General features: G+C 72.9%; 14 protein-coding genes. 13 read left to right on the top strand and 1 reads right to left on the bottom strand.

The features are described from left to right. The first annotated feature begins 8 nt into the window (after positions 1-8). Genes FVE25_RS30025 through nagZ form a run of 6 tightly spaced genes read left to right on the top strand, consistent with a single transcriptional unit; the run spans position 9 to position 4,683 of the window. Positions 9-245, top strand: a complete 237-nt coding sequence (locus FVE25_RS30025; RefSeq protein WP_157250449.1) for a PTS sugar transporter subunit IIB — start codon at positions 9-11, stop codon at positions 243-245. A 12-nt stretch (positions 246-257) separates the two neighbouring features. Further along, positions 258-704, top strand: a complete 447-nt coding sequence (locus FVE25_RS30020; protein ID WP_157250448.1) for a PTS sugar transporter subunit IIA — start codon at positions 258-260, stop codon at positions 702-704. Further along, positions 695-1,387, top strand: coding sequence for an HAD family hydrolase (locus FVE25_RS30015; protein WP_246267641.1), 693 nt, complete (start codon positions 695-697; stop codon positions 1,385-1,387). The genes FVE25_RS30020 and FVE25_RS30015 overlap by 10 nt, the downstream gene beginning before the upstream one ends. A gap of 45 nt (positions 1,388-1,432) precedes the next feature. Further along, positions 1,433-1,690 carry an HPr family phosphocarrier protein gene (locus FVE25_RS30010; RefSeq protein ID WP_157250447.1) on the top strand — a complete coding sequence of 86 codons (258 nt, stop codon included), beginning with the start codon at positions 1,433-1,435 and terminating at the stop codon, positions 1,688-1,690. Further along, a complete protein-coding gene (gene ptsP / locus FVE25_RS30005; RefSeq protein ID WP_157250446.1) occupies positions 1,687-3,360 on the top strand; it encodes a phosphoenolpyruvate--protein phosphotransferase in 1,674 nt (557 codons plus the stop codon). The genes FVE25_RS30010 and ptsP overlap by 4 nt, the downstream gene beginning before the upstream one ends. A 36-nt stretch (positions 3,361-3,396) precedes the next feature. Further along, entirely contained in the window at positions 3,397-4,683 is a 1,287-nt protein-coding gene (nagZ, locus tag FVE25_RS30000; protein ID WP_157250445.1) for a beta-N-acetylhexosaminidase, read from the top strand. 7 nt (positions 4,684-4,690) lie between these two features. On the opposite strand, the gene FVE25_RS29995 is transcribed toward nagZ, so the two are convergent. Continuing rightward, the gene (locus FVE25_RS29995; RefSeq protein WP_157250444.1) at positions 4,691-5,542 is read right to left on the bottom strand and encodes a hypothetical protein; all 852 of its coding nucleotides are present in this window, start codon (positions 5,540-5,542) and stop codon (positions 4,691-4,693) included. 34 nt (positions 5,543-5,576) lie between these two features. Here FVE25_RS29995 and FVE25_RS29990 point away from each other — a divergent pair, with 34 nt between their 5' ends. The 7 genes from FVE25_RS29990 to FVE25_RS29960 all read left to right on the top strand — a co-directional run bounded on the left by FVE25_RS29990 (position 5,577) and on the right by FVE25_RS29960 (position 13,921). Then, a complete protein-coding gene (locus tag FVE25_RS29990; RefSeq protein WP_181019753.1) occupies positions 5,577-6,410 on the top strand; it encodes a hypothetical protein in 834 nt (277 codons plus the stop codon). Positions 6,411-6,414: 4 nt separating this feature from the next. Beyond that, positions 6,415-10,530, top strand: a complete 4,116-nt coding sequence (locus FVE25_RS29985) for a WD40 repeat domain-containing protein (RefSeq protein ID WP_157250443.1) — start codon at positions 6,415-6,417, stop codon at positions 10,528-10,530. Positions 10,531-10,558: 28 nt separating this feature from the next. Then, a complete protein-coding gene (locus FVE25_RS29980; RefSeq protein WP_157250442.1) occupies positions 10,559-11,203 on the top strand; it encodes an HAD family hydrolase in 645 nt (214 codons plus the stop codon). Between the two features lie 31 nt (positions 11,204-11,234). Continuing rightward, complete coding sequence (locus tag FVE25_RS29975; RefSeq protein WP_157250441.1) at positions 11,235-11,741, top strand: DUF6912 family protein; 507 nt, start codon at positions 11,235-11,237, stop codon at positions 11,739-11,741. Positions 11,742-11,840: 99 nt separating this feature from the next. After that, positions 11,841-12,290 carry a DUF2690 domain-containing protein gene (locus tag FVE25_RS29970; protein ID WP_157250440.1) on the top strand — a complete coding sequence of 150 codons (450 nt, stop codon included), beginning with the start codon at positions 11,841-11,843 and terminating at the stop codon, positions 12,288-12,290. 31 nt (positions 12,291-12,321) lie between these two features. After that, positions 12,322-12,948 (top strand): HAD family hydrolase, encoded by a 627-nt coding sequence (locus tag FVE25_RS29965; RefSeq protein WP_157250439.1) that lies wholly within the window; start codon positions 12,322-12,324, stop codon positions 12,946-12,948. A 22-nt stretch (positions 12,949-12,970) separates the two neighbouring features. Continuing rightward, on the top strand, positions 12,971-13,921 hold the full coding sequence (locus FVE25_RS29960) for a DNA polymerase domain-containing protein (RefSeq protein ID WP_157250438.1): 951 nt from the start codon (positions 12,971-12,973) through the stop codon (positions 13,919-13,921). Positions 13,922-13,947 lie beyond the last annotated feature (26 nt).

The following is a 13,947-nucleotide window of genomic DNA, read 5'->3' as shown; positions in this document are numbered from 1 at the left end:
AGGACCGGATGGCGGCGGACGTCAACGCGATCATCGCTGGGCTCGGCGGTGCCGACAACATCATCGAGATCGAGCCCTGTATCACCCGATTGCGCACCGAGGTGAAGGATCCCGCCAAGGTCGATCAGAACGCGCTCAAGGCGGCCGGAGCCCATGGGGTGATGGCCGCCGGGACCGTGTTCCAGGTCGTCGTGGGGCCGGAGGCGGACACCATCGCCAGCGACATCGAGGACATCATCGGCTAAGAGGGCGAGATCATGACTACTGTTCTCGCCCCGGTCGAGGGGGCAGCAGTGGGGTTGGCGGCCGTGCCCGATCCGGTTTTCTCCGCGGGCATGGTGGGGCCGGGCACGGCCATCGACCCCTTGCGGGGACCGGGCAAGGCAGTTGCCCCGATACCCGGAAAAATCATGAAATTGCATCCGCATGCCTACGTCATCGTGGGGGACGACGGCAGAGGCGTGCTGGTGCACCTGGGCATCGACACCGTTCAGCTCAAGGGGGAGGGGTTCCAGCTCCTGGCCGCCGAAGGGGACCGCGTCAGCGCCGGTCAGCCGGTCGTCGCCTGGGACCCGGCGGCCATCGAGGCCGGCGGCCGCTCGCCGGTCTGCCCGGTGGTCGCGCTGGACGCGCCGGCCGAGGCGGTGACCGGCGTCGCGGTGGGAGATGTGCATGTCGGGGATGAGCTGTTCCGGTGGGAATAGACCCGGAGCGCAGGAGCTCGGACGGAGAGAGCGAGGAACGAGCCGACGAGGGCCGGAGCGGGCGCGACCATAAGTGCGCGCTGTTCGACTTGGACGGGACGCTGATCAACACCGAGGCGCGGAGCATGGCCATGTGGCAGATGCTGCTCGACAAGCACGACATCCGGCAGGACGTGCGGGTCTTCATGGGCCGCAGGGGCCGTGACGTGGTCCCCGAGGTGTTCCCCGGCCACGACGTCGAGGAGCTGATCCGCGAGGTCTACGGCTACGACGACCATCCCGAGCTGCCGGAGATCGTCCCGGTTCCGGGCGCCGCCGAGCTGGTCCGCAAGGTGGCCGCGTACGGCTCGCCCATCGGCCTGGTCACCTCGGCCGGGCGTGACTGGGCCGAGGAACGGCTGGTCCAGGTGGGGGTCCGCGAGCTGATCAGGGTGGTGGTCGCGGCCGAGGACGTGGCCGTGGGCAAGCCGGACCCGGCGGGCTTCCTGCTGGCCGCCCGGATGCTGGGCGCGGGCCCGGCCGACTGTGTGGTCTTCGAGGACTCGCTGCCCGGCATCGCCGCGGCCAAGGCGGCCGGGATGCGCGTCGTGGGCGTCGCCACCACCCACGCCCACGCCGACCTGTCCGGCGCGGACCTCGTGGTGGCCGACCTCACAGGGGTGGACTGGCCGCCCTTCGCCTAAGGTTCAAACTGGTCTGGACCGCCATCTTCAAGGAGGAAATTTCTCATGGCAGAGCGCAAGGCCACCATCGCGGCGGAGGTGGGCCTGCACGCCCGCCCCGCGGCGACGTTCGTGCAGACGGCCGCCAAGGCCGCCATCGACGTGACCGTGGGCAAGGCCAACGGCCCCCAGGTCAACGCCAAGAGCATCCTGTCGGTGATGGCGCTGGACGTGCGCCAGGGCGAGACCATCGTCATCGTCGCCGACGGCGAGGGCGCCGAGGAGTTGCTGGACGAGCTGGTCAAGATCGCCGAGGCGCCGTGAAGGGCACGGGGGTCAGCCAGGGGATCGGTCACGGTCCCGCCTACATCCTGACGGCCTCGGTGCCCGAACCCCCCGCGGGCCAGACCTACCCGGGCGAGGCGCAGGAGGAGAAGGAGCGCGCGCTGGCCGCGCTCAAGCAGGTCGCCGGGGCCCTGGAAGCCCGCGGTGACCTGGCCGGCGGCGAGGCCAAGGAGATCCTGCAGGCGCAGGCGCTCATGGCCGAGGACCCCGGCCTCATCGTGGGCGTCAAGTCGCTCATCGACGGCGGCCTGGCCGCCCCCCGGGCCGTGTACGAGGCGTTCGGCAAGTACCGGGAGATGCTCGCCGGCGTCGGCGGCTACCTCGGCGAGCGGGTGGCCGACCTCGACGACATCCGCGACCGGGTCATCGCCCACCTGACCGGGCAGCCCCTGCCGGGCGTGCCGGCCGCGGCGGCCGAGCCGTACGTGCTGATCGCCCGTGACCTCGCGCCGGCCGACACCGCGCTGCTGTCGAAGGACGTCGTGGCCGCGTTCGTCACCGAGGAGGGCGGGCCGACCAGCCACACCGCGATCCTGGCCAGGTCCATGGGCGTGCCCGCCGTCGTGGCCTGTCCGGGCGCGACCACGATCCCGCCCGGCGCTCTGGTGCTGGTCGACGGGCTTTCCGGCGAGGTACGGCTGGAGCCGTCCGACGACGAGGTGAGCGGGCTCGTGGGCGCCCAGGCGGCCAGGCAGGCGGCCATCGCCGCGGTCCGGGGCCCGGGCCGTACCAAGGACGGGCACCCGGTGCCGCTGCTGGCCAACGTCGGCGGCCCGGAGGACCTCGACCGCGCGCTGGTCAACGGCGCCGAGGGCGTGGGGCTGTACCGGACCGAGTTCCTCTTCCTGGACCGCGCGCAGGCGCCCGCGCTGGAGGAGCAGGAGGACGCCTACCGGGCGGTGCTCGACGCGTTCCCCGGCGGCAAGGTCGTGGTGCGCACGCTGGACGCGGGGGCCGACAAGCCGCTGGCCTTCCTGAAGGCGTCCGCGCCCGAGCCGAACCCGGCGCTGGGAGAGCGGGGGCTGCGGATGTTCAAGCTGCACCCCGAGGTGATGGCGGTGCAACTGGCCGCGCTGGCCGCCGCCGCGCAGGGGAGCGAGGCGGAGCTGCACGTCATGGCGCCGATGGTGGCCACGGCCGAGGAAGCCAGGTGGTTCGCCGCCGCCTGCCGGACCGCGGGGCTGGCGAGCGCCGGAGTGATGATCGAGGTGCCGGCGGCGGCGCTGCGGGCCGACAGCCTGGCCCAGGTGGCCGACTTCTTCTCGATCGGGACCAACGATCTGGCCCAGTACACCTTCGCCGCCGACCGGCAGGTGGGCGCGCTGGCCGGCCTTCAGGATCCGTGGCAGCCGGCGCTGCTCGACCTCATCGCCGCCACGGCCGGCGCCGCCTCGGACAACGGGCGGCCCTGCGGGGTGTGCGGGGAGGCGGCGGCCGATCCGCTGATGGCCTGCGTGCTGGCCGGGCTGGGGGTGACGTCCCTGTCGATGGGGGCCACGGCGCTGCCGGCCGTACGGGCCGCACTGGCGGCGCACACGCTGGGAGAGTGCGAGCTGGCCGCGCAGGCGGCGCGGGGACAGCAGACGGCGTTGCACGCGAAGGCGGCGGCGCGCTCGAATCTTCCCGGACTCTCCGAACTCGGACTTTAGGCGCTTGCATGCCTACGTCCGGATAGTTTGGTGGGCATGGTTGGACGACTCGGCACCGCAGGCATGCTCGTCTTCGCTCTGGCCGCGTGTGGCGGCGCCGGCGGCACGACGGCGCCGAGCGCGGCGGGAGGCGCCGCCCGGCCCACCCCGGCGCCCGCGCGGGCCAGCGTCGCGCCGACGCCGAAGACCGGTGACGTGCAGAAGGTGCTGGCCGGGCTGACCCGGGAGGAGAAGGTCGGCCAGTTGTTCATGCCCGTGCTGTACGGCACCGCCGCCGACAGCGTCTCGGGCGAGAACCAGGCCCGCTTCGGCGCCCAGACGCCCGCGAAGGTGATCGCCAAATACCACCTCGGCGGCGTGATCCTGTTCCCGGCCAACGTCAAGAGCGCCGGCCAGGTGGTCAAGCTCACCAACGGGATGCAGGCGGCCGCGAAGAAGGTCCCGCTGCTGATCGGCACCGACCAGGAGAACGGCCTGGTCTCGCGGATGGCGGCGCTGATGACCGACCTGCCCAGCGCCGACCGCGTGGGCGCCACCGGTGACACCGCCTACTCGCGGGCGGTGGCCAAGGCGACCGGCGACGAGCTGAAGGTCCTGGGCGTGAACCTGGACTTCGCCCCGGTCGCCGATGTGAACCTGAACCCGCGCAACCCGGTGATCGGCCGCCGGGCATTCGGCAGCGATCCGGGCAAGGTGGCCAAGATGGTGGGCGCCGCCGTACGGGGATTCGGGGACGCGGGCGTGGCCAGCACGGCCAAGCACTTCCCCGGCCACGGCGACACCTCGACCGACAGCCACACCGGCCTGCCGGTGATCAAGCACAGCCGGGCGCAGTGGGAGAAGCTGGACGCCCCGCCGTTCGAGGCGGCGATCGCGGCCGGGGTGGACGCGGTGATGAGCGCGCACATCGTGATGCCGAAGCTGGACCCGTCGGGCGACCCGGCCACGTTGTCCAAGCCCATCCTGACCGGGCTGCTGCGCGGCAAGCTCGGGTTCGACGGCGTGATCTCGACCGACGCCCTCAACATGGAGGGCGTGCGCAAGAAGTACGGCGACGGCGAGGTGGCCGTCCGCGCGGTGCTGGCCGGGGCCGACCTGCTGCTCATGCCCAACGACTTCCCCAAGGCGTACGCCGCGGTGCTGGGGGCGGTGAAGTCGGGCCGGATCTCCGAGGCGCGGCTGGACGCCTCGGTGACCCGGTTGCTGACGTTGCGGAAGAACCGCGGCTTCCTGAGCGAGGCGCCGGTGGCCTCGGCGGCGCAGGCGGCGAAGGTGCTGCGCTCGGCCCAGCACCGGAAGCTGGCGGCGCGGGCCGCGGGGTAGTGCCCGGTCACGTCCGATCCGTCCGGGGGTACGGCCAGCGGAGCAACCGCTGCACCAGGTAGGTCCCGGCGACGGCGACCGGCACATGCACCACGAGGACCGTCCAGAAGGCGGCGGGCAGGAGCCCGGGCAGCTCCGGCTCCCCTGGCAGCGGGTACGGCCACAGCCCCCGCGCGACCGCGGCCGCCACCACGAGATGGAACAACGGCCGGTTGCCGCCGGTCGCCGACCCGGCCACCAGGAACGCCGCGACCAGCAGATGCGGCAGGTAGGCCATGCGCAGCTGAGCCGCCTCGACCGGCGCGCCGGCAACCTGGAGCGCGGTCATCCGGACCACCGCCGCCGCCTGCAACGCCATCAGGAACACCCCCAGCGCCGCCACGCCCGCCGCGGCCCGCCGTACCGGAGGAATCGGGTGGAACAGCCCCGCCGACCGCCGCGGCCGTGCCACCCGGGCCGCCTGGATGCGGACGATGCTGACCCACGTCAGCCCCAGCACGACCACGCCCAGCATCACCAGGACCGCCGCCGGCTGCCCGGCCACCCACGCCGCCCAGTCGCCGGCCACCGGCGTCCCCCACGGGACCGGCGGCCAGCGCGCCGACTCGTACCCGAGCGCCAGCGCCCCGGCCCCGCACCAGACCAGCAGCGCACGCTGGCCGTACGGCACCAGCGCCACCACCGCGGCGTACACGCCCGCCACCAGGATCCGCCCGTCCAGCACCAGCGGCGGCGGGTCCGGCACGAGGAGCACCCCGGCTCCATAGGCGCCCGTGATGAAGCAGAAGGCGGCCGCCAGCAACACCAGCCGCGGCGTCAGCCGCGCCCGCAACCGCCCGCGCTGTAACGCGATCGCCATCGCTCACGAGTCCTTTGACAGAAGAAGGGGTGACATGGCGGCCATCACGGTGATCCACGGCATCGGCCAGCAATTGAGAGGCGAGTACACACTGAGAGATCGGTTGCTCGCCGCGCTTCGTGACGGAGCCGGGCTCGCGGGTGGTGACGTGGCCCCCGAGGACGTCGCGTTCGCCGCGTACGGCGAGCTGTTCCGGCCGCCGGCCGAGGTGCTGGCCCCGGAGGTGCGGCACGACGCCCGGGACCTGACCGAGAAGGACGAGCAGGAGCTCCTGCTGCTGTGGTGGCGCCGGGCCGCCGAGGTGGACCCGAAGGTCGTCTCGCCCGACGACGAGGTGCTGGCCCGCCCCCCGGTCTGGGTGGTGCGCGCGCTGGCCGCGCTCAGCCGGTCGGCGTTCCTGGCCAGGGTGACCGAGAGCATGTTCGTGGGCGCGCTCAAGCAGACCAGCGCCTACCTGCGCGAGCCCGAGGTGCGCGCCTACGCCCAGGCCGCGCTGGCCGCCAAGATCACCGATGACACGCGGGTCGTGGTCGCGCACTCGCTGGGCTCGGTCGTCGCCTACGAGGCGCTGTGCGCGCACCCGGAGTGGCCGGTGCGCACGCTGGTCACGCTCGGTTCGCCGCTCGGCATCCCCAACTTGATCTTCGAGCGGCTCCGGCCGGAGCCCGGCCGCTGGCCCGGTTCGATCGCGAACTGGACCAACGTCGCCGACCCGGCCGACGTGGTCGCCACCGTGCCCGACCTGCGCCCGCTGTTCGGCGAGCGGATCACGCAGATCAGCGTGCACAACGGCGCTCACGCCCACGACCTGCGCCCCTACCTCTCCGAGCGGCTCACCGGCGCGGCGATCCTGGCGGGCCTGGCCTAGCGGGATGCGGCGTTACCTGGTCGCCACCGGCGTCACGACCGAGCTGGTCACCAGCGGGCCGCTGATCGAGGAGTCGGTGGAGACGATGGTGCGCCTGTTCACCGGCACGTTCGGCTACACGCGCGCCACCGGGCTGGGCCTGGATCCGGGCATTCAGGAGTTCCGCGACGAGCTGCGCGCCTTCTGCGAGGAGCGGGACCCCGACGACCTCGTCGTGCTCTACCACACCGGCCACGCGGGCATCGTCACCCGCCGGCACAAGCTGTGGATGGGCGACACCCGCAACCCGGTCTCGGGCGCGCTGGCCACCTACGAGCTGGCCGAGCTCATGCTCGACGACACCCCGCTCAGCCGCGCGATGATCATCATCGACTCCTGCCACGCGGGCGAGGGCGGCGCCGAGGCGCTGCTGTCCGGCATGGTCGCCATGGACCGCGACGACAAGACGCTCGTCGTCGTCACCGCCGCCCACCCCAAGGAGCAGATCAGGGCGGGGGAGTTCGCCAAGCTGTTCGGCAGCGCGGTCCACCACCCGGCCACCGCCGGGCACGAGCCCCGCTACCTGTCCACCGCCGCCATCGTCGAGCGCATCATGGCCGACCCGGCCCGCGCGGGCAGCCAGAGCGTGGCCGAGAGCGTGTTGTTCCGCCAGAGCGAGCTGGAGCCGTTCCTGCCCAACCCGCGCTACGACACGCTCCTGCACGGCCGCGACCTGCTCACCCAGCTCCGCATCACCCAGGACGAGGCCCGCCGCCAGGACATGGCGGGCCACTTCCTGCCCCGGGCGCGCGGCGTGCAACTGCCGCACGAGACCTCCTGGCGCTTCGTCGGCCGGGAGGCGGTACTGGGCGACCTGGTCACCTGGCTGCGCACGCCCGCCGACACCCGTGCCCGCGTCGTCACCGGCGACCCCGGTTCCGGCAAATCCGCCGTCATCGGGCGCCTGGCCGTGCTCAGCGACCCCGACTGGCGGGCCGCCGTACCCCGGGACGACCTGCCCGCCGGGGTGGTCCCGCCGCCGGGCGCGATCCGGGCGGCCGTCCACGCCCGCGGCCTGACCAGCATCGACGTGCTGGCCGCGCTCGGCGCCGCCGTCGGGGTGCCGGCCAAGACCGCCGGCGCGCTGGCCCAGGCGCTCGGCGGCCGATCGCTCGTCGTGGCCATCGACGCCGTCGACGAGGCCGTGGACCCCGACAAGATCGTCGATGAGATCCTGCGCCCGCTCATCGAGGACGCCCGGGGCCTGCGCCTGCTGCTCGGCACGCGCTGGCACCTCGTGGACCGCCTCGGGACCGGCACCGTGGTGCTCGACCTGGACTCCGAACGTTATGCCGATCCGGGCAGCCTGCGCCGCTACACCGAGCGGGTGCTCGTGGAGGGCGAGCCCGGCTCGCCGTACGCTTCGGCGCCCGCCGGAGTCCTGTCCGACGTGGCCGACGCGGTGGCCGAGGCGGCGGGGCGCTCCTTCCTCGTCGCGCTCATCGCCGCCCGCACGCTCGCCTCCGTCGCCACCGTCCCGGCCGACCGCGGTACGGCCTGGCGCAGCTCCCTCCCCGGTACGGCGGCGCAGGCCATGCACCAGGACCTGGAGACGCGCCTCGGCCCCGAAGCAGGTCGCGCCCGTGACCTGCTCACCCCGCTCGCCTTCGCCCAAGGGGCCGGGCTGCCCTGGGCGGGCATGTGGGCACCGCTGGCCGCCCACCTCAGTGGCCGGGACTACCGCGACGAGGACCTGGTCTGGCTGCGCCGGGCCGCCGGGGCGTACGTGGTGGAGGCGCTGGAGTCGGGGCTGTCGGTGTACCGGCTCTACCATTCGGCGCTGGCCGAGTACCTGCGCGGGCCGTGGGACGCCGGGCACGTGGAGCGGGGGATCGTGGCGTTCCTGCGCGGCCGGGCCGGTCCGGCGTGGGGCAAGGCGCCGCCCTACGTGCGCAGCCATCTGGCCACCCACGCCGCGCTGGCGCACCGGCTGGACGAGCTGGTGACCGATCCCGACTACCTGCTGGCCGTGGTGCCCGCGCCGTTGCTGGCGGCGCTGCCGTACGCGGAGGGGGCGGCGGCGCGGGCGGCCGGGGCCGTTTACCGGCGGGTGCTGCACCTTCTGCGGCACGTCTCGCGGGCCGAGGGGCTGAGCTATCTGGAGCTGGGGGCGCGGCGGGCGGAGGCGGGGGAGCTGGCCGAGCGGATCGCCGGGCTGGAGGGGCGGCGGCCGTGGGTCCCGTTGTGGGCGCAGTGGCCCTACGAGGCGCCGCACCGGGTGCTGACCGGGCACGAGGGGCCGGTGACCGACCTGGCTGCGGTGGAGGGGCGGGGGGAGAGCGTCCGGGTGATGTCGGCGGGCGCGGACCGGACGTTGCGGACGTGGGACGTGCGGACGGGCGAGCAGCTCGAGGTGCGGCGGCTGGGCGAGGCGAGCCCGGCCAGGCTGCTGCTCGACGCCGGCGACGGGGCTGCGGCGATCCTCGACCAGTGGGCCGGGGTGTCGGTGTGGGACCTGCGCTCGGGCGAGCCGCGCTGGCGGCGGCGGATCGACCGGTGGTGGCGTCTGGTGATCAACCGGCGGCTCGGCGGGTACATCGCGCACGACCTCGGCGAACTCGGCGGCCGGCCGGTGGTCGTGACGACCGGCCTAGCCCTCAGGACCACCGCGTGGGACCTCGTCACGGGCGAGCGGCTGGTCTCGACGACCGCTGAGTCGCTGACCCAGGCGCGTACCGAGGAGGGGCACACGCTCGTCTTCGGCAAGGAAAAGCGCCAGGCATGGGATCTGGAGGCCCGCCGGTGGGTTCCGCGCCTCGGCTGGCGGCGATGGAACCGCGACGTCAACTTCGGCGGCGTCGACAATACGGCGATCCTGGCCGGAAGGGAGCTGGGGGACAGGATCGCCCTGTGGGATGTGCGCACCGGACGGTGGTTCTGGAAGGGCTTCACGGAGACCGTCGGCGAGATCCCCATGCCGGACGGCCGGCGGCTGGTCGCCATCGACGACGAACCGTTCCTGGACGGCCGGCCTTTCGCGGCCGTAAAGCCGGTCGCGGTCACCCGGGAGCCGGTCGGCGAGGTCGTGGCGCAGGTGCAGGGCATGGCGGTGCGGCTGACCGGGCACCGGGGCGAGATCACCGGGCACGTGGCGGTGACGTTGCCGAGCGGGGTGCGTGCCGAGGTCACCAGCGGTGAGGACGCGACGGTCAGGGTGTGGGAACTGGACTCCTCCTTCGTCGAGGCGGGCACCGCGGACATCGTGGACATCGCCTTCCGCCTGTGGGCGACGGTGGACGGCGGGCGGGCGCTGGGCGCGGCTCTCGGGATGGGGGAGGAGCTGGCGATCTACGACCTGCGCACCGGCGCGGACCTCGTGACGATCGACGCCGGCGAGTGGGCGGTCTTCACGCTGGCGGCCGGTGCCCTGGTGGCCTTCACCTGGGACCAGTCGTGCGTGATCGTCGAGCCCGGGTCCGGGGCGGCCGCCAGGACGTTCCCCGCCGACCCGCTGCGCTTCCCGACCTGCGCCGCCGCCTCCGGCGGGTTCGCGCTGACCGGCGGGCACACCAACAACGCGGTGCTCTGGGACCTCGCCGTGGGAAAGGCCGCCCGGGTGCTCAGAGGACACACGCGGCCCGTCCTCGCGGTCGCCCTGGGGCGGCTGGCCGAAGGCGGGCGGGTCGCCGTGACCGCGGGGGCCGACGGCCGGATCGGCGTGTGGGACCTCGACCGGCGGCGCCGGAGCTGGATCCGGATGCTGCCGTGGTGGCGCAGGCTCCTGACGCCGCCCCGTTCGGTGCACCACCTCGCCCACGCCGCGACCGCGGCGGGCTCCGTCGTGCTTCTGCTGGCCGAGCCGGGCGCCGCGGTCCAGGTGTACACCGGCGCCCGCCCCGGCGGGCGTTACCGGCGCGCCCGGGACCTCGTCGCGCGGGCCGTCGCGTTCGCCGTGCTCGGCGAGGTGGCGGCCGTGGCCGAGACCAGTGGTGTCGTGGGGCTGTGGCGGCTGGGGGCGGCGGAGCCGTACCTGAGGATCGAGCTGGAGGCGGAGGTGCACGATCTCGTGCTCGCCGAGCCGGGGCTTCTGTGGGTGGCGACGGACCGGGGGCTGGCCGCGTTCGAGGTGGAATTACCCTAGAACGACATTTCACCGGCGGGAGGTCTCCGTGATCGCAGGCGTGTTGATCGACTGGGGCGGCGTGCTCACGACCAGCCTGTCCGACTCGATCGCGAAGTGGATCGAGGCGGATCGCATCGACGGCGGCCACTACCGCCAGGTGATGCGCGAGCTCATCGACCACGCGTACAACGGCGACGGCGAGAACGTCGTGCACGCGCTGGAGCGCGGGGAGATGTCCGGAGCGGCGTTCGAGCGGGACCTGGCGGCGCGGCTGCTGACCGTGGACGGGCTACCGCCGGTGGCGGAGGGGCTGCTGGATCGGATGTTCGCCGCGTTCGACCGGGTGGACGCCATGTACGACATGTTGCGACTCGCCCGGGGCGCCGGGGTCAAGACCTGCCTGCTGTCGAACTCCTGGTCCAACACCTACCCGCGGGACGACTGGGACGAGGTGTTCGACGCCGTGGTGATCTCCGGCGAGGTGGGGATGCGCAAGCCGGAGCCGCGGATCTTCATGCACGCGCTGGAGAAGGTCGGCCTGCCCGGCGGGAGCTGCGTGTTCGTCGACGACATCGAGGCGAACATCGTGGCCGCGCAGGGCCTCGGAATCACCGGAATCCACCACCTCGGCCCGGACACGACCATCGCCGAACTCGAGACGCTCCTCCGCGTGCCGCTGCGGCGGGCATGATAGAGCTCTTGATTTCTCGGAAAGGCACATCATGCGCGTCTATCTGCCGTGCACGCTCCCCGCGCTGGCCAAGGCGGTCGCAGCGGGCGAGATCGGCCCGGCCCCGCTGATCGGCTACGCGGTGACCCCCTCGCTCACCGAGTGGTACGCCTCAGGCGACACGGAAGAGCTCGAGTACGTCGCGCTGACCGAGGCCGCCCGCGCCTCGCTGCGCATGCTGGCCGCCGACCGCGCCGACGGCGTGGACGCGGCGTCCCGGCGCGTGGTGATCGCCGCGGAGGTCACCGACGGCGCGGCGATCGCGGGCGCCGACCTCGAGGAGCGGGCCAGGGTACGGCTGGCCGACTCGGTCCCCTTGGCCAAGGTGGCCGCGGTGCACGTGGACGACCTCTATGCCGTGCCCGACATCGAGGCGGCCATCGCCGCGCTGCCCGCCTCCGACGAGGGCGACGACGACGCCCGCTTCACCGTGGACGGGGCGGAGGCCCACGAGCTGATGTGGTACGCGACCCAGGAGATCCCTGATCTCCTCCATTAAGGCCGACCTATTTTGTGGATATTTCTTGACTCTTTCGTGGTGTCCGCTTGTAGGGTGCCGAAGGTTGACCTGTCGGATGACACGAAGGAGTCACGCTCAGTGAGTATCCGCGCAGTGGTAGCCGGAGTCGCCGCGACCGGGGCGCTTCTCGCCACGATGTCCCCCGCCGCGCACGCCGCCACGAACTACGACCGCAAGGACCCCTACAAGACGGGCTGCGCGTCCTCGGCGATCGTCTCCAAGCAGAGCACGCTCGTGCAGGCGGGCAAGAAGGGCACCTACGGCACGATCAAGCTCATGTGGTCGCGCGCGTGCAAGACCAACTGGACGGAGATCTGGGTCTCCCCGCTCGACTCCGGCATCATCCGGGTCATCCTCGAGAAGCCCAACCGCAACGGCACCCGGATGGTCCAGTTCACCTACGGCAAGGGCCGCAGCCACCACTGGGGCGACATGATCGAGGGAGCCAAGATCTGCGCCTGGGGGTACGCCACCGCCAGGCACACCAAGTCCTTCGCCAACGGCAAGACCGCGACGGCCTGCGGCTGATCGGGCTCAGGACCGTTAGGCTGGTAGGGACATGACAAAACACATCATCTGGGACTGGAACGGCACTCTTTTCCACGACGTCGACGCGGTCGTCGGCGCCACCAACGAGGTGTTCAAGCCCTACGGCCTGCCCCTGCTCGACGCGGACGGCTTCCGCGCCGTCTACACCCGCCCCATCTGGCTCGCCTACGAGCGCATGCTCGGCCGCGCGCTCGAAGACGGGGAGTGGCAGCGACTCGACGACGGCTTCCACGAGAACTACTTCCGCCTGGTCGCGGCCTGCAACCTGGCCGCGGACGCGGCCGCCACGCTGGAGAGCTGGGGCGGCACCCAGTCGCTCTGCTCGATGGCGCCGCACGCGCACCTCGTCCCGCTGGTCGAGTCGTTCGCGATCGACCGCCACTTCACCAGGATCGACGGCCTGCTCGGCACCCTCGGCGGTGAGAAGGCGGCGCACATGACCGCGCACATCGCCGCCATCGGCGTCGACCCGGCCGACGTCCTGGTGATCGGCGACAGCGTGGACGACGGGCTGGCCGCCCGCCACGTCGGCGCCAAGGCCGTGCTCTACACCGGCGGCATGACCAGCAGGGCCGACCTCGCGGCCACCGGCCACCCGGTCGTCGACACCCTGGCCGCGGCCCTGGCCTACGCGTGAGTCCTTTGGCATCGTGGGACCGGTGGGCAAAGAAGAGACGCGTGACGGCGTCGAGCTGACCAACCTCGACCAGCCGCTGTTCGACGGCGCCGAGGCCACCAAGCGGGAACTCGTCGACTACCTCGACGCCGTCGGCGACCGGCTCGTGCCCGCGCTGACCGGCCGCGCGCTGTCGGTCATCCGGGTACGGCCCGGCCAGCCGCCCTTCATGCAGAAGAACCTGCCCAAATACGCCCCCGCCTGGATCAGGAGCGTCACCCACTGGGCCGAGAGCTCGCACCGCGAGGTGACCTACGCCGTCTGCGACGACAGGAAGACCCTCCTGTGGTTCGCCAACCAGCGGGCCGTCGAATACCACCCGTCCCTGTTCCAGGGGGACCGGCCGACCCACCTCATCCTCGACCTCGACCCGCCGGCCGAGGACGGCGCCTTCGGGCTGGCCGTACAGGCGGCCCTGCTCGTGCGTGAGGCGCTGCGGAACGACGGGCTGGAGGGCGCGGTGAAGACCAGCGGCGCCAAGGGCGTGCACGTGTTCGTCCCCGTCGCGCCGGGCACCGGCGTCGAGGACCTCGCGGCGGCCACCCGTGCCGTCGCCGCCCGCGCCGAGCGGCTCGACCCCGCCCTGGCCACCACCGCGTTCATCCGCGAGGACCGCGGCGGCAAGGTCTTCCTCGACTCCACCCGCGCGGGCGGCGCCACCGTCGTGGCCGCCTACAGCCCCCGGGTACGGCCCGGCGTCCCGGTCTCCTTCCCGGTGCAGTGGGCCGACCTCGACCGGGTCACCCCGGCCGACTTCACCATCCGGACCGCCCCCGGGCTGCTGGCGGGCGCCGACCCGTGGGCCGAGGGCATGCCGGAGCCGCAGGCCCTGCCCGAGGACCTGATCGCCGAGGGGCACACGATCCCGATCGCCCGCGTGCAGGCCATGCACGAGGGCAAGCGCAGAGCGGCCCGGGCCCGCAAGGGCGGCTGATCCGGCAATCATGCTTAAATGCCCTC

Origin of the sequence: Nonomuraea typhae (genome assembly GCF_009760925.1) — a bacterium.
GTDB lineage: Bacteria > Actinomycetota > Actinomycetes > Streptosporangiales > Streptosporangiaceae > Nonomuraea > Nonomuraea typhae.
The sequence above is the reverse complement of the archived record's forward strand: the minus strand, read 5'-3'. Positions and strand labels throughout refer to the sequence as shown.